We start from the raw sequence: 25,810 nt of genomic DNA on the forward strand, positions 1-25,810 counted from the left end.
AAAAAGCCGCTTCAACTAAATGAAACGGCTTTTGTATAATAATGTAAATTCTATTTTCTGCTTCGAATCTCTCTTGCTAAAAGTGTATTTTTTAATAACATGGCAATAGTCATTGGCCCTACTCCACCCGGAACCGGGGTGATGAAAGAAGATTTCTTGCTTACGCCGTCAAAATCAACATCACCAGTAATTACATATCCTTTTGGATGCGAAGCGTCTTGTACTCTAGTAATTCCTACGTCGATTATAACCACACCATCTTTTACCATATCAGCTTTAAGATAATTGGGAACACCAAGTGCTGTAATAATGATATCAGCATTTTTGGTGTATTCTTCAATGTTTTTGGTTCTGCTGTGAGTCAATGTCACAGTAGAATCTCCTGGATATCCTTTGCGGCTCATCAAGATACTCATCGGTCTCCCCACAATGTGGCTACGCCCGATAACTACTGTATGTTTTCCGGCAGTTTCTACTTTGTATCGCTCCAATAATTCCATTATTCCGAATGGTGTTGCCGGTAAAAAGGTTTCCATATCCAAAGCCATTTTTCCAAAATTGGCCGGATGAAAACCATCTACATCTTTTTCAGGATCAATCGCCATTAATATTTTTTGCTCGTCGATATGTTTTGGCAAAGGCAACTGAACGATATAACCATCCAGATTATCATCCTCGTTCAACTCTTTAATCTTGGCAAGCAATTCCTCTTCGGTAATTTCGGCAGGTAAACTAACTAATGTAGATTCGAAGCCAATTTGTTCGCAAGAACGAACCTTACTTCCTACATAAGTTAAACTTGCTCCATCAGTTCCAACAATTACGGCAGCCAAATGAGGAACTTTTTCCCCGTTTTCTTTCATTGTTTTTACTTTGGCAGCAATTTCATTTTTAATATCTTCCGATGTTTTTTTTCCGTCGAGTAGTTGCATTGTTTTTTTGTCTAAAGTTTAAAGTTCAAAGTTTCACGGTAATAATGAAACTCAATTTGTTATTATTAAAAAAGTTTCAAATTTCAGGCTTACAACCTGAAACTTGAAACTATCATTATTATCTTGGCATTCCGCCTGGCATTCCTTTCATTCCGCCCATCATTTTCATCAGGTTTTTTCCTCCTGGGCCCTGCATCATCTTCATCATCTTGCTCATTTGGTCAAACTGCTTCATCAATTGATTCACTTGTTCGATTTTGGTCCCGGAACCTTTGGCAATCCTAGCCTTCCTTTTTACATCGATTATTGCCGGCTTACTTCTTTCGATAGGCGTCATCGAATGGATAATTGCTTCAATATGTTTGAAAGCGTCGTCTTCAATTTCGATATCTTTCATGGCTTTGGAAGCACCTGGTATCATTCCTACCAAGTCTTTCATATTACCCATTTTCTTCACTTGCTGAATCTGCGATAGGAAATCATCAAAACCAAATTCATTTTTTGCAATTTTCTTCTGAATTTTTCTGGCTTCCTCTTCATCATATTGCTCCTGAGCTCTTTCTACCAAGGACACAACGTCTCCCATACCAAGGATACGCTCAGCCATACGATTTGGGTAGAAAACATCAATCGCATCCATTTTCTCACCAGTACCTACAAACTTAATTGGTTTGTTCACCACAGATTTGATAGAAATTGCAGCTCCTCCACGAGTATCACCATCTAATTTGGTCAAAATAACCCCGTCAAAATTCAAGATATCGTTAAATGCTTTAGCTGTATTCACTGCGTCCTGACCAGTCATGGAATCCACAACAAAAAGAGTTTCTTGTGGTTGGATTGCTTGGTGCACTTTGGCAATTTCGTCCATCATTTCCTTATCGACAGCCAAACGACCGGCCGTATCGACAATCACAACATTAAATCCGTTGGCTTTTGCGTGTTTGATTGCATTTTGAGCAATTTCAACTGGATTTTTATTTTCTGGCTCAGAGTAAACCTCAACTCCTATTGAATCCCCAACGACATACAATTGCTGAATCGCCGCCGGACGATAAATATCACAGGCAACCAAAAGTGGTTTTTTATTCTTTTTTGTTTGAAGATAATTAGCCAGTTTACCAGAGAAAGTAGTTTTCCCAGATCCTTGTAATCCCGACATCAATATAATTGAAGGATTTCCAGAAAGATTGACTCCCGCAACATCTCCACCCATCAATTCTGTAAGCTCATCTTTGACTAACTTTACCAATAATTGTCCCGGCTGCAACGTTGTCAATACATCCTGACCTATTGCTTTGTCCTTTACTTTGGTAGTAAAATCTTTGGCAATTTTAAAATTGACATCGGCATCGAGTAAGGCACGACGCACTTCTTTCAAAGTTTCGGCTACGTTTACTTCGGTGATTTTTCCGTGCCCCTTTAATATATGAAAGGCTTTGTCCAGTTTATCGCTTAAATTATCAAACATAATTGTGTTTTTCTTTAATTAAGGCGCAAATTTAAGGATTTGATATTGAAGTTTAAAAAGTATTAGAAACAAAAAATCATTTGTTTCAAAATAAAATTCAAAACAACAAAAAAAAGCTAGATATATCAATCAATTTTCCTAAAAAACAAAAATCAATAGAAGTAAAAAAATGAATTTATCAAATCGTTTGGTAATGCATAAGTAAATATGAGCATATATCTTTTTAGATACCCTACTTACAATATTCTGCACCCTGTTTCGAGTCATTTCTTTTTCCACTTTAGCAAGATTTACACTTTTAGCATCAATTCTATTCAAACGTTTTCGTTTATGTTATTGTTTGCAATAATAAGATTTTTAAATATTCATCAAAATGTTAAAATAATAATTATTATTTAATTTAAAATCAAAATAAAAGCACTAAAATACATATTAAGCAAAAAATCAATTATTTTTTTATCAAATTAATAATAAAATATTTTGCGCTTCCAAAAATAGATCGTACATTTACTCTATCAAAAAACAAAATAATTTTCTAAAAAAAAACAATATAAAAAACACAAAATCATGAAAACAGTTATCACCTTCGTTCTATGCTTAAGTTTATTTTCCGTGACCTATTCACAAGAAAAAAAAGCTATCAAATTACCCGAAGTACTAATTTCACAAAACAAAAAATACATTCCGGACAACAATCCTGATGCTGTTGTCAGAAATACTCAAAACGAGTTCGTTTTATACAAAGTAGATGATGAATGCAAAAACTTTAGCGAATATTTAGTTACTTTAGAAAATAAAAAAGGTTCTTTACAGGCAACATTCGATGAAAAAGGAGTATTAATGTATGTTTCCGAAAAATACACTAATGTAGAATTACCTAGAGAAGTCATAAATTCTGTTTACATGTCTTATCCAGATTGGACAATAACAAAAAGTAAATTTGAATATTCTCAACAAAAAGGAGAAATATTAAAAAAATCTTATCATCTAAAACTTAAAAAAAACAACAAAACTCAAATTGTAATTATTAATTCAACAGGTGAAATTATCAAAAACACCAAAGATTTGGCAATGAATTAAAATTGCTCAATTCTTAAAATCAAAATCCGCATTAGACTTCTCAACAAAGTCTAATGCGGATTTTAAATTAAAAATATTTTTTCTTAGAAAAATTACATTCGCTCCGGGACATTAATTCCTAATAAACTAAAGGAATCTGCAATAACATCTGCTACTTTTTTGGACAATTGCACTCTGAACGTTTTTTTGCCTAAATCAGTTTCTCCCAATATAGAAACGGCTTGGTAAAACGAGTTGTACTCACGCACCAAATCATAAGTATAATTAGCAATCAAAGCTGGGCTGTGATTATTGGCCGCATTTTGAATTACTTCTGGAAATAATTCAAGTTGTTTTATCAATTCTTTCTCCTTTTCGTGTATCTCGACTACGCTCGATACAGCATTAAGATCAAAATCAGCTTTGCGTAAAATCGACTGAATTCTGGCATAAGTATATTGAATAAAAGGTCCAGTATTTCCAGCAAAATCGACAGATTCCTCTGGATTGAAAAGGATTCGCTTTTTTGGATCTACTTTCAAAATATAATATTTTAGCGCCCCAAGGCCAATCGTATTGTATAATCTAGCTTTTTCGACATCAGAATACCCATCCAATTTCCCTAAATCTTCAGAAATTTGTTGGGCTGTACTAGTCATTTCACTCATTAAATCATCAGCATCAACAACAGTTCCTTCTCTGGATTTCATTTTTCCGGAAGGTAAATCAACCATTCCGTAGGATAGGTGAAAAAGATTGGAAGCCCAGTCAAATCCTATTTTTTTAAGTATCAAAAACAATACTTTAAAGTGATAATCCTGCTCGTTTCCTACAGTATAAACCATTCCGCCTACATCCTGCATATCTTTTACACGTTGAATTGCAGTTCCAATATCCTGTGTCATATAAACTGCTGTACCGTCTGAACGCAAGACGATTTTACGATCCAAACCTTCATCTGTCAAATCAATCCAAACTGAACCGTCTGGATCTTTTTCAAAAATCCCTTTGTCTAATCCAACCTGAACAACATCTTTTCCTAATAAGTAGGTATTGCTTTCGTAATAATAGCTATCAAAATCAACTCCAAGATTTTTATAAGTAGTTCCAAAACCATCATAAACCCATTGGTTCATCATTTTCCAAAGTTCAATAACTTCCGGTTTTCCACTTTCCCAATCCAAAAGCATTTGCTGCGCTTCGAGAATAATTGGAGCCTGTTTTTTGGCCTCTTCCTCAGTTTTTCCCGCATTCATCAAATCGGTAATTTCAGCTTTATAGGCTTTATCAAAAGCTACATAATAGTTACCCACCAATTTATCACCTTTCAAACCGGTAGATTCTGGAGTTTCGCCGTTACCAAATTTTTGCCAAGCCAACATCGACTTACAAATATGTATTCCTCTATCGTTGATAATTTGCGTTTTATACACTTTTTTACCCGAAGCCTTAAGAATTTCGGCTACTGAATAACCTAATAAGTTATTTCGAACGTGACCTAAGTGCAGGGGTTTATTCGTGTTTGGTGAAGAATATTCTACCATCACTGCCTTGTCATTTGCCGAAGGCGTTACAAATCCAAATTTTTCAATAGTTCTGATTTCGTTGAAGAAATTCAGATAATATTGGTCGGCAATTACAATATTCAAAAATCCCGAAACCACATTGAAACGCGCTACTTCGGAAACATTTTCAACCAAATAATTTCCAATTTTGTTTCCCAATTCTACAGGATTACTTTTTATCACTTTCAACAATGGAAAAATAACCATGGTAATATCGCCTTCAAACTCTTTCCGTGTAGCTTGAAACTCAATTTTATCAATTGTTACATCAAACAACGTCTGAATTGCTTTTTCTATAGATGGGGTAAGAATATTGGATAATGACATGAATACTTGTTTTTTTTTAAGTGTGCAAATATACGGCTTATTCACCAAATATCGAAAGTGAAAATTACTTTCTATTCATAATCGTTCGATCCATTTTTACTTAAAAAAAACATCCATGCCTTCCTCAAATAACGCTAAAAACTCTTCTAAAACATTTTTTTCTAAAAAAAATTACACAAGACAACCCTTTTAAAACCAAAGATTAACAACAAAATCAACAATTGATAATTACTTTTTTTCACAAAAAGTGTTACAAATAAAAGATAAAACAGTCTTACATGCAGTCATCACCCGAGGCGTAGCCGAACTGTTTGGAGCGTAGCGGAAAAAATCAAAATAATCAATCAAAAAAAAACTAAACATGAAATTAAAACTATTTACATTTTTCCTATTGAGTATCATAGGAATCGCACATGCAGAAAACCCGGGAATTATTTCGGGAAGAGTAACAAACAAAACAACAAAACAACCCGTTCAGTATGCATCAATTGTCATAAAAGATGCCGGAAAAGTAGTCTCAGGAATAGTCGCTGATGAAAACGGAAACTTTCAGATTAAAAATTTAGAATTAAAAAAATACACTTTAGAAGTTGAATTTATTGGATACAAAAAATATGTTACTTCATTAGAATTGAATTCGGGTAAAAAAAATTCAAGCATAGAAATTCTTTTAGAAGAAGAAGCTACAGAACTACAATCTGTTGACATCGTTAAAGAACATTCGATAATCGAACAAAAAACGGATCGAAAAGTTATTAATGTTGGTAAAGATTTATTGAGCGCAGGAGCCACTGCCGCCGAAATCATGAACAACATTCCATCCGTAAGTGTCGATCCGCAAACCAATGCAGTGAGCCTTAGAGGAAATTCTAATGTTAGGGTTTTTGTAGACGGTAAGCCAAGCACGGTAGATGCTGCTCAATTATTGCAACAAATTCCGTCCACTTCAATCAAACAAATTGAATTAATCACCAACCCATCAGCCAAGTATAACCCCGAAGGAATGAGCGGGATTATCAATATTGTTTTAAACAAAAACGCAAAAATAGGTTTTAACGGAAGTGTGAACAGTGGCGTAACCTTTGGAGAAACCCCAAAAACTAATTCCTCTTTTGACATGAATTACCGAAGTGGAAAAGTGAATATGTATGCTAATTACGGCTTAACTGACGGAAAAAGACACAATCACGGACAAGTAAAAACACTTGAACCAAATGATGAGAATACTCAAAGCTTTGATTTTTTGAATGATAATACCTCGCACTTAGCCAAAGTAGGGCTTGACTTTTATTTGAATGACACAAATACTATTTCTGTCTACACCACTCAAAATATCAATAATAACAACGGAAAATCTCAGGTAACTGTGGATTATTTGATTCCTGTAAAACCAAGTATTTACCAAACAGTTGACAGTAAATACAATAATTATACCCAAACTTATAATTTGGATTATAAGAAAAAATTCAAGAAAGAGGGACATACTCTTGAATTTGAAGGTAATTACAGCAACAACAAGGATTCTGAAAACAGCATATACAACGATCCTAAAACAAACGATATTGATAATAAAAGAAACAATGTCTTGCTTAATCTAGATTACGTCAATCCTTTGACAGAAACCATCAAACTTGAGGCAGGATTAGAAACCAGAATTGAAAACACCAAAAATAATTTTCTTTTGAATGGTGGTTATAATTCAAATTTCGATTACGAAAGAAAAATTTATTCTGCTTATACCACGTTCTCAAAACAATGGAAAAAATGGAATGCGCAAGCAGGAGCCCGTTTTGAAAAATACACCGCCGATGCTTTATTTAAAAAAGTAAATGAAGCTGATGGTAATTTTAATGAAGATTTATTCACGATTTACCCTTCTGGTTTTTTAACTTACACTCAAAATGATAATAATTCGTTCAATTTCAGTGTTTCAAAACGTGTAGACAGACCAAGCATTGGTCAGGTAAATCCTATTCGCCAATGGAGTACTCCACTAATCGATTCCGAGGGAAATCCCGAATTGTCTCCTCAATTTACCAACTCAGTTGAATTGAATTATACTAGAAAAACCAAAATTGGCTCGATAACTTCAGGTGTATTTTACCGTCAAATTAATGACGAGATTACAAGAACGCTGACTCAAAGTGTAGAAGACCCTGAAAAACAAATTTTATCTTATTCTAATTTAGGGGACAACAATGCCTACGGAGTAGAGGTTTCAGGAAATTTAGACTTCACAAAATGGTATACTGCCAATATTAGTTTTGATGCCTATAAAAGAAAAATAAAAGGCTATGTAGAAATGGATTATGTAGAGGTTGACGTTACTACTTTTAACGCCAGAATGAGCAACACTTTTAAAGCCAATAAAAATTTACGTTTTCAATTGACAGGAATGTACCGAGGCGAAGATATAGGATTGCAATTTATCAATAAACCAACATGGAGAGTTGATGCAGGTTCCAGCCTTACCATTTTAAAAGGCAGCGGAACAATAACTGCCAGAGTTAGTGATGTTTTTAACAGTATGCATTCTTCATTTGAGGCAACAAAACCCAAATTACAAAGTGGAGAGTTCCATTGGGAAAGCCAAACAGCTTACGTAGGATTCAATTATCGTTTTGGAACAGGAAAAAACAAAGCCATTCAAAGAAAAGAAAGAGATAAAAACGAAACCCAGGGAAGTGGTGGGTTCTAAAAATTAGTTTTAATAATTAGGTTACCAAAAGAAGAAACCCCAGAGAATGCCAACTCTGGGGTTTCTTTATATTTAATTCTGACATAGAACAAATGGTTTCCAAAAAAGTTAATCACAAGTTCCACAAATTCTCACAAATTGATTATTTTATGACATTGAAAACCAACATCAATTCATAGAATCTATGTTAGAAAACTACCACTTAATAATCGCACTTGCCCAAGTAAATCCACTTCCGAAAGCGGCCAAAACTACAGTATCTCCGGACTTAATTTTCCCTTGTTCCCAAGCTTCGGTCAATGCAATAGGCACAGAAGCCGCAGTTGTATTTCCGTATTTTTGAATATTATTGAACACTTGGTCGTCTGAAAGTTTGAATTTATTTTGAATATATTGAGAAATTCTCAAATTGGCCTGATGGGGAATCAACATATCAATATCCGAAATCTGAAGATTATTAGCTTGCAATCCCTCGGAAATTACTTCAGCAAAACGAACCACCGCATTTTTGAAAACAAACTGTCCATTCATATAAGGAAGATAACTTTCGTCGTTTGGATTATTGTCGGCAATAATGTCCGAAACCCAACGCCCTCCCATTCCTGGTGCTTTTAGAACTAATTCCTCGGCATGAATACCTTCTGAATGTAAATGCGTAGACAGAATTCCTTTTGTCAAATCTTCTTCTCTGCTCAAAATGGCAGCTCCTGCTCCATCCCCAAAAATAACCGAAACACCACGACCTCTTGTAGTCATATCCAATCCTGTAGAATGTACCTCGGAACCTATCACCAGAATATTTTTATACATTCCCGTTTTGATATATTGATCGGCTACAGAAAGTGCATAAACAAAACCAGAACATTGATTACGAACATCTAATGCTCCAACGGTTTTTAGCCCCAAATCCCTCTGAACCAAAACCCCCGGACCAGGAAAATAATAATCGGGACTTAAGGTTGCAAAAACAACAAAATCGATATCATCAGCCCCAACTCCTGCACGCTCCATCGCGATTTTGGCAGCCTTTACTCCCATTGTAGTGGTAGTGTCTTCGCCACGAATGATATGTCTTCTTTCCTGAATCCCTGTTCGTTCCTGAATCCATTCGTCGTTTGTATCGATGATTTTAGCCAAATCATCATTGGTTACTACATTATCAGGGACATAATATCCCAATCCTGTTATTTTTGAATGGTACATACTTTTACAATTTTTATAAAACCAAGGTAATAAATTTAAATATCTTTCAAAATATTCGACTACAAATTACTCATTTTTTGGCAATATTCAATTAGCTTTTTTTTTGGAGCAGAATGACTCCACCATAACTATCTTGGTTAGAAATTATTTCAAAAAAACATCGCTTCCAAGAAGCTAATTAACAACACTAAAATTTCTATTTTTGTTTTAAATGTAACAAAATTATTTTGTTCCGACATATCAGTACTACTAATCAAAATATATTAACCTTATGAAATTAAGAGTTTGCTCATTCCTATTTCTATGTTTAGGATTGTCTTCATTGGCACAAGAAAATCTAAACTATCAAAAACCATCCAAATCAATATTAGATTTAGCTGATTATCAAAGAGCTCCTTCAGTCTCCATGGACACCAAAAAAGAATACATGCTTTTGATGTATAGAGCCACTTATAAAACATTGGACGATTTAAATCAGGAGGAAATGCGTTTGGGAGGCTTACGAATAAACCCAATAACCAATATTTCCAGTACGGTAACCTACATAAACAATATCAAACTAAGAAAAGTTGCTGACAAAAACGAAATACAAATTACAGGGTTTCCAGCCAATCCCCGTATCAGTAATATAGTATGGTCGCCAAACGACAAAAAGATTCTGTTTTCAAACACCATTAGTACAGGAGTTGAAATGTGGGTTTTGGATGTTGCCTCCGCAAAAGCAACCAAATTAACCGATGCATCTCTAAACGCGAATCTGGGCACACCATTTAGCTGGTTCAATGATAATGAAACTATTTTGGTAAAAATGCTACCCAAAAACAGAGCTGCATTATTAGATCCGAAAAAAGATTTACCAACCGGACCAATCATTTCTAATTCGGAGGGGTCAAAATCACAAAACAGAACTTATCCTGACATGTTGAAGAACAAAAATGATGAAATCAATTTCGAAAACATCATTACGTCTGAGCTATATAAAGTTACCCTGGACGGAAAGACAACTTTATTCAAACCAGCAGCTATGTATGCTGGTGAGAGAATTTCTCCCGACGGAAATTATTTGATGTTGACTACCATTCAAAAACCATTTTCATACATTGTCCCTATAAACCGTTTCCCTGCAAAATCGGTTGTTTATGACAAGAATGGTGCTGAAATAAAAACCGTAAATGAAGTGCCCCTAAATGAAATTATGCCAAAAGGGTTCATGGCGGTACGCAAAGGAAAAAGAGAAATGAGTTGGAGAAATGACAAGCCAGCCACATTAGCTTATGCAGTAGCTTTAGACGAAGGCGATCCTTCAAACAAGGTTGAATTTAGAGACGAAATCTTTTTATGGGAAGCACCTTTTACGGCAAACCCAACTTCTATGGTAAAAACACCACAACGTATCAGTAACATTATCTGGGGAAATGAAACAGTTGCCATTGTTTCAGATGAATGGTACGACACTCGAAATACAAAAACCTATTTAATCAATCCATCCGATCCTAACCAAAAACCAAAAATAATTACGGATCGAAATTCACAAGACATTTATGCAGATCCTGGAGTTTTTGAAACTAAAGAAAATCAGTACAATAGGAATGTATTAGCAATAGAAAACAATAATGCCTATCGAATTGGGGATGGATATACCAAAGATGGACAATTTCCATTTATAGATGAATTCAATCTAAAGACATTACAATCAAAACGCTTATATACTTCTCCTTACAAAGACAAAAAAGAAGATTTACTGGAAATTGAAGATTTTAAAACAGGGAAAGTGTTGGTACAGATTCAATCAAAAAATGAGTATCCCAATTATTATTTTAGAAACATTAAACAAAAAAACAACCTAACTCCTATTACCACTTTCGCAAACCCATTTGAAAGTATCAAAAACGTTAGCAAAGAAGTAATAAAATACAAGCGAAAAGATGGTGTCGAATTATCTGGAACTTTGTACTTGCCAGAAGGGTATGACAAGGTTAAAAAAGAAAAATTACCATTGCTAATTTGGGCCTATCCAGCAGAATACAAAGATAAAAACAGCGCAGGACAAAGCAATCAAAACCCTAATGAATTTACATTTCCTTATTATGGCTCTTTTGTTTATTGGGTAACCAAAGGATATGTTGTTCTTGACGATGCTTCGTTCCCTATAATTGGCGAAGGAACCACAGAACCTAATGATAATTTCATTACCCAATTGGTAGACGATGCCGAAGCCGCAATAAATGCCGTAGATGCTTTAGGGTATATCAATACCAAAAAAGTGGCTATTGGCGGGCATTCTTACGGCGCTTTCATGACGGCTAATTTACTGACTCATTCTAATCTTTTTGCTTGTGGCATTGCCAGAAGTGGTGCCTACAATAGAACATTAACACCGTTTGGATTTCAGAGTGAACAACGTAATTACTGGGAAGTGCCTCAAGTTTACAATACAATGTCGCCTTTTATGAATGCTGAAAAAATGAAAACTCCATTACTTTTAGTTCACGGCGAAGCAGATAACAATCCTGGCACTTTTACTTTACAAACCGAACGTTATTTCCAAGCTCTAAAAGGATTGGGAGCCCCTGTCAGAATGGTAATATTACCTAAAGAATCTCACGGTTATGTAGCCAAAGAAAACATCTTGCATCTACTTTGGGAACAAGAACAATTCCTGGATAAATATTTGAAAAACTAAAACAACAGGAATCCCGATTTTCATTTAATAAGAAAGAGACAGTTCAAAAACTGTCTCTTTCTTATATAAGTAACTTCTAATTTGTTATTATTTTTAAAATTTAGACCTTCTAAATAATTTTCAATGCCACTTCCTGATTGGCTTCCAAAGCCGAATCATGCTCGAAGAAAATAACCTTTCTATCAAAAACTGCCTTAATCAAATAACGACTTCCTTTAAAAAAAGACTGTTTTGCAACCGCTTTTATAGTACCGTTTTCATCCAGTTTTAACTGATGCGGGTACAATAAAATAATTTCATCCTCGCCGTCAATAGGCATTAATTGGGACAGTTTCAATTCATTTACTTCTCCAAAAAGAGAAGCAACATATTTATTCAATGGATAATTATAAACATCTGCCGATGGTCCTTTTTCCAAAATTTGCCCCTGATGCAAGACGATAGTTTCGTCCGAAAAAGAAAGCGCATCAGTGCTGTCATGGGTTGCAATGAAAGTAGTAATTCCTTTTTTCTTCAAATAGGCAAAAAGGTTTCTGCGTAATGCATTTTTTCTAAAATTATCAATGTGGCTGAAAGGTTCGTCTAACAACAACACTTCGGGTTCCAAAGCCAAAACCCTCGCCAAAGCCACACGCTGCTGCTGTCCACCGCTCAACAATTTAGCTTTAACATTAGCAAATTCGGTCATTTCAACCATTTCCAGTAATTCCTGAATACGCAGTTTTTTTAAGGGTAAAAAACCATTGGAGAGAAACTTGCCCACATTTTCGGCAACCGTTTCATAGGGCATCAAATCAAAATCCTGAGCCAGATATTTCATAAATGGCATTCCTGGAATCAAATTAAATTTTGGCCCAAGAATCTCTTTTTCATTATAAAAAATGTGTCCCTGATTAAGATCGTACATTCCATAAATAAGTTTTAAGAGGGTACTTTTTCCGCAACCACTTTCCCCAAGAATTGCTATATTCTGCCCTTTATTGACTGTGAAATCTACATTTTGGAGAATGATTTTTTCGGTATAGCCGAATGAAATATTTTGAATTTGAAGCATTCTATCACATTAAAATTTGAAAAAACAAATATAGTTTCTTTACCAAAAAAAATATGTTGATAATTCATTTATATCCAAAAAAAAACTGCTTCATAACGAAGCAGTTTTTTTCAGTATTTTGATATGTTATTGTTTCGTTTTGGCCTCTTCCACCATTTTTTCATTGGCCGTAATTGCAAATTCCACACGACGGTTTTGACTTTGACCTTCTTTTGTGTCATTTGAAGCAATTGGGTCTGCAATTCCATGACCTGATGTTTTGAAACGACCGGCCACCAAACCTTTTGAAATCAAATACGCTTTTACAGATTCAGCTCTTTTTTGAGAAAGCGTCAAATTGTATTCTGGTTTTCCTGTATTATCGGTATAACCAAAAATTTCAATATTTGTATCTCCGTATTCTTTAAAAACAGGAACCAATTTATCCAAATTTGCTTTTGCCTGAGCGGTTAAAGTTGCTTTATTAACATCAAAACGTACGGCATCTTCTTTAAGAACCAAACGAATTCCTTCACCTACTCTCTCCACATCAGCACTTGGAAGCGCCTGGTCAATTTCTCTAGCCTGCTTATCCATACTGTGTCCGATAACTGCTCCGGTTCCACCGCCAATCGCGGCTCCAATTGCTGCACCGCCGGCAGTACCAATTCCTGTATTATTCCCTATAATTGCACCAATAACACCTCCTGCAACGGCACCAATACCAGCGCCTTTTTGAGCATTATTTGCATTATTCACAGATTCACAACTTGTAAAAAGAAAACTTAATACTAATAAACTGCTAACTCCTAAAATCGTTATTTTTCTCATTTTTATCTAAGTTATAAATTAGTTGACTTTTTGAAATTGATAAACCACATCGGTAGGTTTGTTTCCTACATTTATTTTATCAATCAATTCAAATGAAGTTTCTGTCTGGTTTCTAACACCAAGCACAAAACCGGTTTTTACTTTTTTGGATTTCAATCCTTCGTCCAGAATTTTTAGAACAAACTGCCCTTCCTGATTTATGTACCATGTAATTTCGGATGTAAAAGCAGTACAATCAGGGCTATTCAAAGTCATGTTTCCTTTGTTGTTATTCGAAATGAATTTCCAGGTACTTCCTATGAAACATTTTGAATCCGCAAGATTAAAAGAATTGACCTTAATATAGTTAGAACCTGGATATATAACATTGACAACCTGCCAATTTCCTTTGATTCCTACCTGAGAAGTCTTATCCAATTTTGTCATAGGAGCATTTGAAACAGGCTCTGGAGCAGCTGGGGCATTAGACGTTGGTTTGCATGCAAAAACCAAAATGGCCATTGTGCATATTAAAAGAATTTTCCTCATTTTTCAAAATTTTAAAATTAATTTAGGTACAAAGATACATATCAAATTCGTTAAAAACATTTTTTACATATATAATTACTTACGACAATTTGTCATTCCCGCTTCAATTGGTACTTTATTTGAAAGTAACTTTTACCGATTGTAAAACCATTAATAAATATAAAAACATGACAACAGGTAAAATTAATGTTTCGGTTGAAAACATCTTTCCCTTAATCAAGAAGTTCCTATACAGTGACCACGAAATTTTCTTGCGTGAATTGATTTCAAACGGAACCGATGCGACTTTGAAATTAAAACATCTCACTAGCATTGGTGAAGCCAAAGTTGAATATGGTTCTCCTATTATTGAAATTAAAATTGATAAAGAAGCAAAAAAACTTCACATTATAGACCAAGGTATTGGTATGACTGCCGATGAAGTAGAGAAATACATCAATCAGGTAGCGTTTTCTGGAGCTGAAGAATTCTTGGATAAATATAAAGATTCGGCAAAAGATTCAGGAATTATTGGTCATTTTGGACTTGGTTTTTATTCTGCTTTTATGGTTGCCGAAAAAGTGGAAATCATAACCAAATCCTACAAAGACGAACCTGCTGCACACTGGACATGCGACGGAAGTCCCGAGTTTACACTTGTAGCGGCTGACAAAACTGACAGAGGAACAGAAATTATTTTGCACATCGCCGAAGATTCTCTTGAATTTTTAGAGGAATTTAAAATTTCTGGTTTGTTGACTAAGTACAACAAATTTATGCCTATTCCGATTAAATTTGGAACAAAAACAGAAACACTTCCAAAACCTGAGGACGCTCCGGAAGATTACAAACCTGAAACAATCGAAGTTGACAACATCGTAAATAATCCAAATCCTGCCTGGACAAAACAACCTTCAGAATTAACAGATGCTGATTACAAAGATTTCTACCGTGAAATGTATCCGATGCAGTTTGAGGAGCCTTTGTTCCACATTCATTTGAATGTTGATTATCCTTTTAACTTAACCGGTATTTTGTATTTTCCAAAATTAAGCGGTGATTTACAAATTCAGAAAGACAAAATTCAATTGTACCAAAATCAGGTTTTTGTAACGGATAATGTTGAAGGAATCGTACCTGAATTCCTTATGATGCTTCGTGGTGTAGTTGATTCTCCAGATATTCCACTGAACGTTTCCCGTTCTGGATTGCAAGCTGATGGTGCTGTGAAGAAAATTTCAAACTACATCACTCGTAAAGTTGCCGATAAATTGAAATCTTTGTTCAACGAAAACAGAGAAGATTTTGAGAAAAAATGGAATGACATCAAAATCGTTTTGGAATACGGAATGCTTTCTGAAGATAAGTTCTATGAAAAAGCAGGAGCATTTGTATTGTACCCAACTGTTGATGATACTTATTTTACTCTTGATGAATTGAAAGAGAAAATCAAAGAAAACCAAACGGATAAAGACGGAAAAGTTGTTGTGCTATACGCCGGAAACAAGGAAGCACAACACTCTTATATAGAAATTGCAAAAGATAAAGGTTACGAGGTATTGCTTCTAGACTCCCCGATTATCTCGCATTTGATTCAAAAAATTGAAGGCGATAACAGCGGATTGCATTTTGTTCGTGTGGATTCTGACCATATTGACAACTTAATCAAGAAAGAAGATGCTGCTATTTCTAAATTATCTGAAGAAGAAAAAGAAAGCCTGAAAACGGTTCTTGAAACGATTGTTCCAAAACAAACCTACACGGTTCAATTGGAAGCTTTGGCAAGTGACTCGGCTCCATTTATAATCACGCAACCGGAATTTATGCGAAGAATGAAAGAAATGAGCCAAACCGGTGGCGGCGGAATGTTTGGTATGAGCAATATGCCTGAGATGTACAATTTGGTTGTCAACACCAATTCCGAATTGGCATCAAGTATATTGAATAATAAAGACAAATCGGCTCAGGAAAGTTTGGTAAAACAAGCTTTGGACTTGGCAAAATTATCTCAAAACTTATTGAAAGGTGAAGCTTTGACTGCTTTTGTAAAAAGAAGTTTTGAATTGATTAAATAATGCTCCTCTAACCCCTCCGAAGGAGGGGAACTTAAGACCTGCAAGTTTAAACTTGCAGGTTTTTTTATGTCTAATTTTAATTTATTTACTGTAAAACAGGTACTTAAACTTTATTTTTGTCGTTTTTTTACTTAATTTTAAGAATTGAAAATTAAAAAGATTGCTGATTTTTGATTGCTTCGCCAGTTCGCCTTGCAGGCTCGTGCAACAATTTTTGATTTAAGAAGTAAAAGACCAAGTAAAATAGAGAGTCAACTATTTGGCCAAACCAAATCTGAAATCGGCAATCGTTAATCCTCAATCTAAAATCTCTTTACTTGCAGTTGGCCGCGAGAGGGATAGAAGCAAGTTACCGAAGTAACGCGGATAGCCCGACCGCATTAAGGAAAGTGGCCGTATGACCGCAAAGTAAAGTAGGCCACTTTTCTTAATGGGGTCTCGCCCAAATTGACTTTAATGATATAATTTGAAATTTCCTTTTTTGGAAAAATCGTGTTCATTCTTTTATTTAAAAAAAATTAAGCTCCGCAAAGCAATTAAAAACTGATTTGATTTTGAACCTAATTAAAACCTACGCTTATGACGAATAACGAAACGGAATTAGAGAAAGAAAAAAATACAGGAAAAGACGCTGAAACCTCGGTTTTACTTACATTATATACGGGACTTTTTTTGGGAATGGTTCCTGTTATTGGTTTTCCGGTTACTATTCCAGAAATGGGCGGAAAAATTCTTTTTATAGGTCTTATACTCGGAATTTCCTCATTTACGAGTGCCTTTTTTGTTGGTCTTTTGTTTGGAATGCCCAAACGAAACAATAAAAAAGAAAACAATTATTCACTCAATAATGGCTTGGCCGAAATCTCTGATTGGTTAACCAAAATAATTGTCGGGGTTGGGTTGATAAATCTAAAAGAAATTCCGGAATATTTTGTTTCGCTTGGCGAATATGTAAGGATTGCTTCGAAATATGACGGACAATTATTGAATATTTACACAATAGGTGTCGTTATTTATTTCGGGTTTTTGGGCTTATTTGTCGGATACAATTATATGCGTTTGGTTCGTGCCAATAAATACAAGTATGCTGATGAGAATTTGATTCGGAAAGAATTGGAAATTAGTAAAGAAAAAATTCTTCAAATTAAGGAAGATAACCAACTAAAAGACAACAAGATTATTCAATTTCAAAGTCTTGTTCAGGAAAAAGAGCAATTGACAAAAACTCTTATTGTCAAGGTAAACGAACCTTTTATGTTGAATACTAGCATAAATACTGTCATCAAAAAAATATTCACAACTGATGGGGGCAAAAAAGTACACGAAAACGCAGTATTGTATGTGGATAAAATGATAGATGAAGCCAAATTAAAACTGCACAAAGGACTTCTTTTACACTATGATGACCCTCAAAAAGGACAATGGAAATCAAATTTCATCAACAACGAAAGAGAATTGAAAGCGACTGTTAGCGAAGAGACCAAAGGATTGTACAAAGTAAAACTGCAAATAATTTCAACAGACCAAAAAAACAATCCTTTGAAAAACGGAGAGATATTGTTATTTGCTCTGCACAATACTTTTGGTGATCCGCCATTCCAACTTGTAAAGGTTGAAAAACAAGTTGCTGAACTAAACTTTTATTCTTCCGGTTCCTTTACTGTAGGCGCTTTTGCGGATAATGGTGCCACCGAACTAGAACTTGATTTGGCAGAATTACCAAATGTATCAAGTCATTTCAAGTCTCATTAATCTGAATAAAATAATATTTGCAAACATTCATCAAATAAGATGTTTAATTTGCAATTAAAATCCTTCAAAAAAATCATTTCTGCTGATTTTTAACAATTATAACAACAATTACTTCAAATAAAATAATAAATTTGTTCACCCTTAACAAATAAACTTAACCAAAACCTAAAAATCTATGAAGAATCGTTTACTCTTATTGGCCGCTTTTTCGCTAAGCTGTTTCCAATTTATTTCATGTACCAAAGAAGATTCACAGGATGCCACAGACAGCACTCCTATTGCAGCATCGGCATCTATTGATTTGGCAAATGAATTGGATATTCAAACAGGAACTCAAGTTTCTTTCGACAAATTAACTGCTAGACAAACCGGAAAAACTTTGGCTGGCACATGTGCTACTGCGGTTATGGACCCAGTAACAACTACTTTCCCAAAAACATTCTATGTTGATTTTGGAACCGGATGTACCTTAAACAACATTACGAGAAAAGGAAAACTAAAAATCACTTTTTCTGGCTATATCACCGAAAACGGAAGCACAATGACAATAGAAAGAATAAACTACTCTATTAACGGCAATAAATTAGAAGGGAAAATTGTGTACAAGAACATCACTGTAACTGCACCAAAATGGACAAGAACTGTTACTGATGGAATTTTTACAGATACTAAAGGAAATGTGTATCAAAATTCCGGCTCATACACCATAACACAAAATGGAGGAGCTTCAACACCTACTCTTGATGATGATTCATTCGAAATGACTCAAGGAACAACTACCATTACAAAGCAAAATGGCCAAACAATCACTTTGACAGTTACTCAATCATTGATTAAAAAATATTCCTGTGATTATGTGTCCAAAGGAAAAATAAAAGTGGAAAGCACAATCTTAAACGGAACAATTGATTATGGAACTGGTGATTGTGATAACAAAGCAACTTACACTCAAAACGGAATCGAATTTCCAATAACAATGTAAAACTAATTACATCAAAAATATCCGAAAGAAACCACATTTGTAAACTGCCCCAAATAGTGTCAAACTTTTTGGGTGCAGTCTATTTACGTGGTCTCTTTTCATTTTATAGAAAAAAAAAGCTTTTATATTCAAAAATATGCCATAAAAGCAATTTTTAAGCCTATAAAAAAATAATATTAAAAATTAAATACTAAATTTGTTTCATTAGTTTTCTGAAATCCTAAAGAGTAAAAAAATCTATTCATTATGTATAAATTAGATGCAAACGATTATTACACTCCCTTTTATTTAAAGTCAAATTTATTTAAAATTATTCTTGTTGCATTTGTTTTTAATGTACTTGCCTTTTTAAGCTTCAGAATAACAGTATCTCCAGATAATCTCTCCCCAATTTTTCCGGATGTAGGATTTGCGCTTGCAGCTATTTTAATTATAGGGCGCAAAGCAATAACAGGAGTTTGGATAGGATCATTTGTTGCAAACATGTTTTCCTTTTGGGATGTTTGCAAAATGTTGGACAAATCATTACTCGAAAACATTCTATCTTCAGCATCTGTAGCCACAGGAGTAGCAATCGGAGTAATCATAAGTAGTTATTTAATTAATTTAATCAACAAAGGAGAATATCCGCTAAAAAATGGAACTTCAGTTATAGCCTTTTTATCGATTGGCGTTTTATATTGCGGAATCTGTTCTTTACTATGTGTTTCAGCTATTTCCTTTTGGGGATTAAGTATTCCAAATCACTTTATTTCTAACTGGATAACACTATGGAAAGGTGATTTAATAGGCACAATACTCATAACTCCTTTTCTATTGTCTTGGTTTTATCGTCATCATATCAAAATCATTTCAACATCACTTTTAGAAGCCATTTCATTAGGATTAGCAACAGTCTTCGTATGCATTCTTATTGCATTTGACCATCCAAACGATCAATACCTATTCATAATAATATTATTATGGGCCACATTTCGCTTTAGAATTAGAGGAGTATCTATTTTAGCTTCCATGTTTGCCCTCCTATCATCAATCTACGGGTATCTCGGTTATGGCTCATTTGTCGTAGTCAATTCCGAAGATTCACTCATTAATATCAATCCATTCTTTGGCTTAACTACAGTAATTGCTTTAATATTGTCAGGATACTATTCTGACTACTTACATAGAAAACTAGAAGCATAAAAATCTAAACTTCTATACCACAATTCTAGTAAAATTTATCATTCTATTATAGATTACAACTGTAGGCAGATTTGTACACTGTTACATATTTTTCATAGGAACAGTATTTTCAAAAAATAATAACTTAAATCGGGATCATTTACTTCAAAAGCATTTGGGCGTGCCACCATTAGGAAAAGGGGGCAACTTATTGCAACGTTTATTCGCCCCCTTTCCCTAATGCTGTCGTGCTGTACGCGTTACTTCGGTAACTTGCTTCCATCACTCACGCGAGCACAGTGACTAAAAAAAGCATTCATTTCTGATCATCCAAACATCAATTTTAGGATTAATCCGGATCAAGACGAAAAGTTGTGGAGAAATTTAAAAATCTAGACATTTGTCATTTCATATTATATGCAATGCAAGATTCCTTTATCGACTTACTTAAATTGTTATTACCTGAAATAATTGTAGATTATTTTGAACTTACTTCTTATGAAAAAGGAGATGAGATACTTCATCTGTACCTTAGAGAGATTAATTCAGTTCCTAAAGAATACAGGGCGTCTAAATTAAGTTCAAAAGGATTCTTTGATGAGATAACGGTGCAGGATTTTCCTATCCGAGGACACCAAGTGTATTTGCATATCACTCGCAGAAGATGGCTTAACCAAGACACTGGAAAAGTGGTGTTTAGAGATTGGAATTTAGTAGCGGACGGCACTCGAGTAACACAAGAGTTTGCGTCTTTTTTAAAAGAGATCAATAGATTCCAAACCAAATGATTGTAATGCCATTGCCTCTTTCTATGGAGTTTCAGGTAGAAATTTACAATATCAATACAAAGAGTTTTTAAGTAATTTCAAAGCTTGGGATCAACTCAAACATGCGGAAAAATGGCTTCTCTTTCCCCAAAACATAGGCAAACGCTTGTCAATAGATGAAACTTCCCTTTCCAATGGCGAACTATATACCGTTGTAACCAACAAAGCGGCTAAAGGAAGAAAAGGAACCATAGTTGCTATGATTGCTGGAACTAAAGCGGAAACGGTAATATCTTTCATTGAACAAATCCCAATCAAACAGCGCAAGCAAGTCAAAGAAATTACTTTGGATATGGCAGCAAATATGGGATTAATAGCCAAGAAATGTTTTCCAAATGCAATTCAAGTCACCGACCGTTTCCATGTTCAAAAACTAGCACTAGACGCTTTACAAGAAATCAGAATAAAATACCGTTGGCAAGCGATAGACCTAGAAAACGAAGCTATTGAGAAGGCTAAAAGCAGTAAAATTAAGTACGAATCTCAAATGTTATCAAATGGAGATACCAATAAGCAATTATTAGCCAGAAGCCGGCACTTTCTCAACAAAAACAAGTCTAAATGGTCAAAAAGCCAAATAATTAGAGCTATATTATTGTTCGATTTATATCCTGAAATCCAAAAAGCATATGAATTAGCTCAAGACTTAAGAAACATCTTCGAGAATACACAGAATAAAATTATTGGACTCTCAAGATTGGCTAAATGGCACGAGAAAGTAAATCAATCCGGATTTAAATCCTTTAACACAATCTCACGATCAATAGAGAATCACTATCAAACAATCTTGAATTATTTTGATAACAGAAGTACCAATGCTTCAGCTGAATCTTTTAATGCAAAAATAAAAGCGTTTAGATCTCAATTTAGAGGGGTTAGAAACATTGGATTCTTCCTTTTCAGGCTAACCAATATCTATGCATAAATTTTACTTCCCCACAGGTTTTAGGATTGATCCAAATTTTACTTCCCCACAGGTTTTAGGATTGATCCGTTTTAGGATTGATCCAGTTGTAGTCGGTATTCAACTGTGTTACATCGTCGTGTGATTTCAGGACGGGACAAAAGCACAAAATAAAAAAAGCTCCAAACATAGTTTGAAGCTTTTGTACTCAGAGCGGGACTTGAACCCGCACGAACATTGCTGTTCACTGGATTTTAAGTCCAGCGTGTCTACCAATTTCACCATCCGAGCATTATTAAAGTGGTACCTCCAGGGATCGAACCAGGGACACATGGATTTTCAGTCCATTGCTCTACCATCTGAGCTAAGGTACCAATATTATTTAACTATTTTATAAAAAATCCCGTCTCGAAATAAAAACGAGACGGGTTTTTTAAAAGAAAGGCAGCGACATACTCTCCCACAAAATTGCAGTACCATCTGCGCAGGCGGGCTTAACTACTCTGTTCGGGATGGGAAGAGGTGAGCCCCGCCGCAATAACCACCTTAAGGTTTTGCTTGAGGGTTTAAGGTTTAATTTTGTTTAAAGTTGTTTAACCAACAACCTCAAACTTTAAACGTTAAACTTTCAATACAGCTACGCTGTAAATATTTTAACATACTGAGATAAAGAACATAAAAAGTGTTTTAGAAAGTTTCTTCTCTCTCTCGTCTCGTTTAGAACGAGACCAGAGAGAGAAAAGGGTGTACATAAGCTTACGGGTTATTAGTACTACTCGGCTATGACATTACTGCCTTTACACCTATAGCCTATCAACGTGGTCATCTTCCACGACCCTTAAAAGAAATCTCATCTTGTGGTGGGTTTCGCGCTTATATGCTTTCAGCGCTTATCCCTTCCAAACGTAGCTACTCTGCGGTGCCCCTGGCGGGACAACAGATACACTAGAGGTTTGTCCAATTCGGTCCTCTCGTACTAGAATCAGATCCACTCAAATTTCTAACGCCCACAGTAGATAGAGACCGAACTGTCTCACGACGTTCTGAACCCAGCTCGCGTGCCACTTTAATGGGCGAACAGCCCAACCCTTGGGACCTTCTCCAGCCCCAGGATGTGACGAGCCGACATCGAGGTGCCAAACCCCCCCGTCGATATGAGCTCTTGGGGGAGATCAGCCTGTTATCCCCGGCGTACCTTTTATCCTTTGAGCGATGGCCCTTCCATGCGGAACCACCGGATCACTATGCTCTACTTTCGTACCTGATCGACCTGTATGTCTCTCAGTCAAGCTCCCTTATGCCATTGCACTCTTCGCACGGTTACCAAGCGTACTGAGGGAACCTTTAGAAGCCTCCGTTACTCTTTTGGAGGCGACCACCCCAGTCAAACTACCCACCAAGCAATGTCCCCCACAATATGGGGTTAGGCCTCAGATAAACAAAGGGTTGTATTTCAACAATGACTCCACAACGCCTGGCGACGCCACTTCACAGTCTCCAACCTATCCTACACATCATTTATCCAAGGTCAATACTAAGCTATAGTAAAGGTGCACAGGGTCTTTTCGTCCCACTGCGGGTAAACGGCATCTTCACCGTTACTACAATTTCACCGAGCTCATGGCTGAGACAGTGTCCAGATCGTTACACCATTCGTGCAGGTCGGAACTTACCCGACAAGGAATTTCGCTACCTTAGGACCGTTATAGTTACGGCCGCCGTTTACTGGGGCTTCAATTCAATGCTTCTCCGAAGATAACATCTCCTCTTAACCTTCCAGCACCGGGCAGGTGTCAGGCCCTATACTTCATCTTACGATTTTGCAGAGCCCTGTGTTTTTGATAAACAGTCGCCTGGACCTCTTCACTGCGGCCTCGTCTTACGACGAGGCGACCCTTCTCCCGAAGTTACGGGTCTATTTTGCCTAATTCCTTAGCCATGAATCTCTCGAGCACCTTAGGATTCTCTCCTCGACTACCTGTGTCGGTTTGCGGTACGGGTACTAATTACCTGAAGTTTAGAGGTTTTTCTTGGAAGCCCTTAGGCGCACTATCTCTTTGTCCGAAGACTCCGAGTACTATCGTATTTCACCAAAATCTACGGATTTGCCTATAGATCTTATAGCTAGGTACTTCAACGAACTATTCCGTCAGTTCGCGGCGCTTTCATCACTCCGTCACCCCATCACAGTAATCAGTAGTACGGGAATATTAACCCGTTGGCCATCGACTGTCCCTTTCGGGTTCGCCTTAGGTCCCGACTAACCCACAGCTGATTAGCATAGCTGTGGAAACCTTAGTCTTTCGGTGTGCGGGTTTCTCGCCCGCATTATCGTTACTTATGCCTACATTTTCTTTTCTGTCCAGTCCAGCTCTCCTTACGAAAAACCTTCAACCCTGACAGAATGCTCCCCTACCACTTGCAGTTGCCTGCAAATCCATAGCTTCGGTAATATGTTTATGCCCGATTATTATCCATGCTCGTCCGCTCGACTAGTGAGCTGTTACGCACTCTTTAAATGAATGGCTGCTTCCAAGCCAACATCCTAGCTGTCTGGGCAGACAAACCGCGTTCTTTCAACTTAACATATATTTGGGGACCTTAGCTGATGGTCTGGGTTCTTTCCCTCTCGGACTTGGACCTTAGCACCCAAGCCCTCACTGCATAAAAACATTATATAGCATTCGGAGTTTGTCAGGAATTGGTAGGCGGTGAAGCCCCCGCATCCAATCAGTAGCTCTACCTCTATATAACTTATAATATGCGCTGCACCTAAATGCATTTCGGGGAGTACGAGCTATTTCCGAGTTTGATTGGCCTTTCACCCCTACCCACAGGTCATCCGAAGACTTTTCAACGTCAACCGGTTCGGACCTCCACACTGTGTTACCAGCGCTTCATCCTGCCCATGGGTAGATCACACGGTTTCGCGTCTAACACTACTGACTAAAGCGCCCTATTCAGACTCGCTTTCGCTACGGATCCATGGCTTAACCACTTATCCTTGCCAGCAACGTTAACTCGTAGGCTCATTATGCAAAAGGCACGCCGTCACCCAACTAATGGGCTCCGACCGCTTGTAAGCGTATGGTTTCAGGATCTATTTCACTCCGTTATTCACGGTTCTTTTCACCTTTCCCTCACGGTACTGGTTCACTATCGGTCTCTCAGGAGTATTTAGCCTTAGCGGATGGTCCCGCCAAATTCAGACAGGGTTTCACGTGCCCCGCCCTACTCAGGATACCACTATCTATTACATTCATTACCCATACGGGGCTATCACCCTCTATGGCGTCACTTTCCAGTAACTTCCGGTTCTGTTTGCATAAAATATCGTGGTCCTACAACCCCAACATTGCCGTAACAACATTGGTTTGGGCTAATCCGCGTTCGCTCGCCACTACTTACGGAATCACTTTTGTTTTCTTCTCCTCCGCCTACTTAGATGTTTCAGTTCAGCGGGTTTGCCCACCTATCGGTGTACTATGTCTTCAACATAGTGGGTTGCCCCATTCGGATACCTGCGGATCAATCGGTGTGTGCCCGTCCCCGCAGCTTTTCGCAGCTTATCACGTCCTTCTTCGCCTCTGAGAGCCTAGGCATCCCCCATACGCCCTTATTTTGCTTATTGTACTTACGGTTTATTGTTTTTTGTTTATCGCTTATCGTTTTGTAACTACAAACTAAAAACTATCAACAACAAACGCATTTGTTCTTTCTACTTTTTATTATTTCTTATCTCAATATGTCAATGAACTTTAATATGTATTAAGATTCTTGTATTAAGTATTAAGATT

At 36.3% G+C, this 25,810-nt stretch carries 16 protein-coding genes, 2 tRNA genes and 2 rRNA genes; 9 read left to right on the forward strand and 11 right to left on the reverse strand.

What is annotated here, in order from left to right:
* Window positions 1-50: 50 nt before the first annotated feature.
* Both EM308_RS00240 and ffh read right to left on the reverse strand, forming a co-directional pair.
* Window positions 51-932, reverse strand: a complete 882-nt coding sequence (locus EM308_RS00240) for a bifunctional 5,10-methylenetetrahydrofolate dehydrogenase/5,10-methenyltetrahydrofolate cyclohydrolase (RefSeq protein ID WP_035640873.1) — start codon at window positions 930-932, stop codon at window positions 51-53.
* A 118-nt stretch (window positions 933-1,050) separates the two neighbouring features.
* A complete protein-coding gene (gene ffh, locus EM308_RS00245; RefSeq protein WP_035641237.1) occupies window positions 1,051-2,403 on the reverse strand; it encodes a signal recognition particle protein in 1,353 nt (450 codons plus the stop codon).
* 567 nt (window positions 2,404-2,970) lie between these two features.
* Between ffh and EM308_RS00250 the strand changes: the two genes are divergently transcribed.
* Window positions 2,971-3,483 carry a hypothetical protein gene (locus tag EM308_RS00250; protein ID WP_035640620.1) on the forward strand — a complete coding sequence of 171 codons (513 nt, stop codon included), beginning with the start codon at window positions 2,971-2,973 and terminating at the stop codon, window positions 3,481-3,483.
* Window positions 3,484-3,575: 92 nt separating this feature from the next.
* Here the strand turns inward: EM308_RS00250 and argS are convergent, their stop codons facing one another.
* Window positions 3,576-5,354 carry an arginine--tRNA ligase gene (gene argS, locus EM308_RS00255; protein ID WP_035640619.1) on the reverse strand — a complete coding sequence of 593 codons (1,779 nt, stop codon included), beginning with the start codon at window positions 5,352-5,354 and terminating at the stop codon, window positions 3,576-3,578.
* Between the two features lie 361 nt (window positions 5,355-5,715).
* Here argS and EM308_RS00260 point away from each other — a divergent pair, with 361 nt between their 5' ends.
* Window positions 5,716-8,052 carry an outer membrane beta-barrel family protein gene (locus EM308_RS00260; protein WP_035640614.1) on the forward strand — a complete coding sequence of 779 codons (2,337 nt, stop codon included), beginning with the start codon at window positions 5,716-5,718 and terminating at the stop codon, window positions 8,050-8,052.
* A gap of 195 nt (window positions 8,053-8,247) precedes the next feature.
* Here EM308_RS00260 and EM308_RS00265 read toward each other — a convergent pair whose 3' ends face one another.
* A complete protein-coding gene (locus EM308_RS00265; RefSeq protein ID WP_035640611.1) occupies window positions 8,248-9,255 on the reverse strand; it encodes a 3-oxoacyl-ACP synthase III family protein in 1,008 nt (335 codons plus the stop codon).
* Between the two features lie 271 nt (window positions 9,256-9,526).
* On the opposite strand from EM308_RS00265, the gene EM308_RS00270 reads away from it, so the two are divergent.
* Window positions 9,527-11,938, forward strand: coding sequence for an alpha/beta hydrolase family protein (locus EM308_RS00270; protein WP_035640609.1), 2,412 nt, complete (start codon window positions 9,527-9,529; stop codon window positions 11,936-11,938).
* A gap of 109 nt (window positions 11,939-12,047) precedes the next feature.
* On the opposite strand, the gene EM308_RS00275 is transcribed toward EM308_RS00270, so the two are convergent.
* The 3 genes from EM308_RS00275 to EM308_RS00285 form a co-directional block, all read right to left on the reverse strand.
* Window positions 12,048-12,992, reverse strand: coding sequence for an ABC transporter ATP-binding protein (locus EM308_RS00275; RefSeq protein ID WP_035640608.1), 945 nt, complete (start codon window positions 12,990-12,992; stop codon window positions 12,048-12,050).
* Between the two features lie 126 nt (window positions 12,993-13,118).
* Complete coding sequence (locus tag EM308_RS00280; protein WP_035640606.1) at window positions 13,119-13,802, reverse strand: OmpA family protein; 684 nt, start codon at window positions 13,800-13,802, stop codon at window positions 13,119-13,121.
* An 18-nt stretch (window positions 13,803-13,820) separates the two neighbouring features.
* Window positions 13,821-14,330, reverse strand: a complete 510-nt coding sequence (locus tag EM308_RS00285) for a lipocalin family protein (protein WP_035640604.1) — start codon at window positions 14,328-14,330, stop codon at window positions 13,821-13,823.
* A gap of 167 nt (window positions 14,331-14,497) precedes the next feature.
* On the opposite strand from EM308_RS00285, the gene htpG reads away from it, so the two are divergent.
* From htpG to EM308_RS00315, 6 genes are all read left to right on the forward strand, one after another.
* Window positions 14,498-16,384 carry a molecular chaperone HtpG gene (gene htpG, locus EM308_RS00290; protein WP_035640623.1) on the forward strand — a complete coding sequence of 629 codons (1,887 nt, stop codon included), beginning with the start codon at window positions 14,498-14,500 and terminating at the stop codon, window positions 16,382-16,384.
* A gap of 579 nt (window positions 16,385-16,963) precedes the next feature.
* Window positions 16,964-18,136 (forward strand): pYEATS domain-containing protein, encoded by a 1,173-nt coding sequence (locus EM308_RS00295; protein WP_035640603.1) that lies wholly within the window; start codon window positions 16,964-16,966, stop codon window positions 18,134-18,136.
* A 175-nt stretch (window positions 18,137-18,311) separates the two neighbouring features.
* Window positions 18,312-19,118: a hypothetical protein gene (locus EM308_RS00300; protein WP_035640591.1), complete on the forward strand. Its 807-nt coding sequence runs from the start codon at window positions 18,312-18,314 to the stop codon at window positions 19,116-19,118.
* A gap of 246 nt (window positions 19,119-19,364) precedes the next feature.
* Window positions 19,365-20,303, forward strand: coding sequence for an MASE1 domain-containing protein (locus tag EM308_RS17825; RefSeq protein WP_081907373.1), 939 nt, complete (start codon window positions 19,365-19,367; stop codon window positions 20,301-20,303).
* Window positions 20,304-20,704: 401 nt separating this feature from the next.
* Window positions 20,705-21,070 carry an ISAon1 family transposase N-terminal region protein gene (locus EM308_RS00310; RefSeq protein ID WP_035640510.1) on the forward strand — a complete coding sequence of 122 codons (366 nt, stop codon included), beginning with the start codon at window positions 20,705-20,707 and terminating at the stop codon, window positions 21,068-21,070.
* Window positions 21,071-21,080: 10 nt separating this feature from the next.
* Window positions 21,081-22,034 (forward strand): ISAon1 family transposase, encoded by a 954-nt coding sequence (locus EM308_RS00315; protein ID WP_197516508.1) that lies wholly within the window; start codon window positions 21,081-21,083, stop codon window positions 22,032-22,034.
* Between the two features lie 184 nt (window positions 22,035-22,218).
* On the opposite strand, the gene EM308_RS00320 is transcribed toward EM308_RS00315, so the two are convergent.
* From EM308_RS00320 to EM308_RS00335, 4 genes are all read right to left on the reverse strand, one after another.
* Window positions 22,219-22,304: transfer RNA gene (locus EM308_RS00320), tRNA-Leu, on the reverse strand.
* Window positions 22,305-22,314: 10 nt separating this feature from the next.
* Window positions 22,315-22,387: transfer RNA gene (locus tag EM308_RS00325), tRNA-Phe, on the reverse strand.
* 65 nt (window positions 22,388-22,452) lie between these two features.
* Window positions 22,453-22,562: ribosomal RNA gene (gene rrf / locus EM308_RS00330) — 5S ribosomal RNA — on the reverse strand.
* A 197-nt stretch (window positions 22,563-22,759) separates the two neighbouring features.
* Window positions 22,760-25,644 (reverse strand): 23S ribosomal RNA (locus EM308_RS00335).
* Window positions 25,645-25,810 lie beyond the last annotated feature (166 nt).

Origin of the sequence: Flavobacterium gilvum (assembly GCF_001761465.1) — a bacterium.
Taxonomy (GTDB): Bacteria; Bacteroidota; Bacteroidia; order Flavobacteriales; family Flavobacteriaceae; genus Flavobacterium; species Flavobacterium gilvum.

Bases quoted from the DNA above. Each gene is read 5' to 3' on its own strand.
- EM308_RS00240 (WP_035640873.1), bottom strand. From the start codon at position 932: ATGCAACTACTCGACGGAAAAAAAACATCGGAAGATATTAAAAATGAA.
- ffh (WP_035641237.1), bottom strand. From the start codon at position 2,403: ATGTTTGATAATTTAAGCGATAAACTGGACAAAGCCTTTCATATATTA.
- EM308_RS00250 (WP_035640620.1), top strand. From the start codon at position 2,971: ATGAAAACAGTTATCACCTTCGTTCTATGCTTAAGTTTATTTTCCGTG.
- argS (WP_035640619.1), bottom strand. From the start codon at position 5,354: ATGTCATTATCCAATATTCTTACCCCATCTATAGAAAAAGCAATTCAG.
- EM308_RS00260 (WP_035640614.1), top strand. From the start codon at position 5,716: ATGAAATTAAAACTATTTACATTTTTCCTATTGAGTATCATAGGAATC.
- EM308_RS00265 (WP_035640611.1), bottom strand. From the start codon at position 9,255: ATGTACCATTCAAAAATAACAGGATTGGGATATTATGTCCCTGATAAT.
- EM308_RS00270 (WP_035640609.1), top strand. From the start codon at position 9,527: ATGAAATTAAGAGTTTGCTCATTCCTATTTCTATGTTTAGGATTGTCT.
- EM308_RS00275 (WP_035640608.1), bottom strand. From the start codon at position 12,992: ATGCTTCAAATTCAAAATATTTCATTCGGCTATACCGAAAAAATCATT.
- EM308_RS00280 (WP_035640606.1), bottom strand. From the start codon at position 13,802: ATGAGAAAAATAACGATTTTAGGAGTTAGCAGTTTATTAGTATTAAGT.
- EM308_RS00285 (WP_035640604.1), bottom strand. From the start codon at position 14,330: ATGAGGAAAATTCTTTTAATATGCACAATGGCCATTTTGGTTTTTGCA.
- htpG (WP_035640623.1), top strand. From the start codon at position 14,498: ATGACAACAGGTAAAATTAATGTTTCGGTTGAAAACATCTTTCCCTTA.
- EM308_RS00295 (WP_035640603.1), top strand. From the start codon at position 16,964: ATGACGAATAACGAAACGGAATTAGAGAAAGAAAAAAATACAGGAAAA.
- EM308_RS00300 (WP_035640591.1), top strand. From the start codon at position 18,312: ATGAAGAATCGTTTACTCTTATTGGCCGCTTTTTCGCTAAGCTGTTTC.
- EM308_RS17825 (WP_081907373.1), top strand. From the start codon at position 19,365: ATGTATAAATTAGATGCAAACGATTATTACACTCCCTTTTATTTAAAG.
- EM308_RS00310 (WP_035640510.1), top strand. From the start codon at position 20,705: ATGCAAGATTCCTTTATCGACTTACTTAAATTGTTATTACCTGAAATA.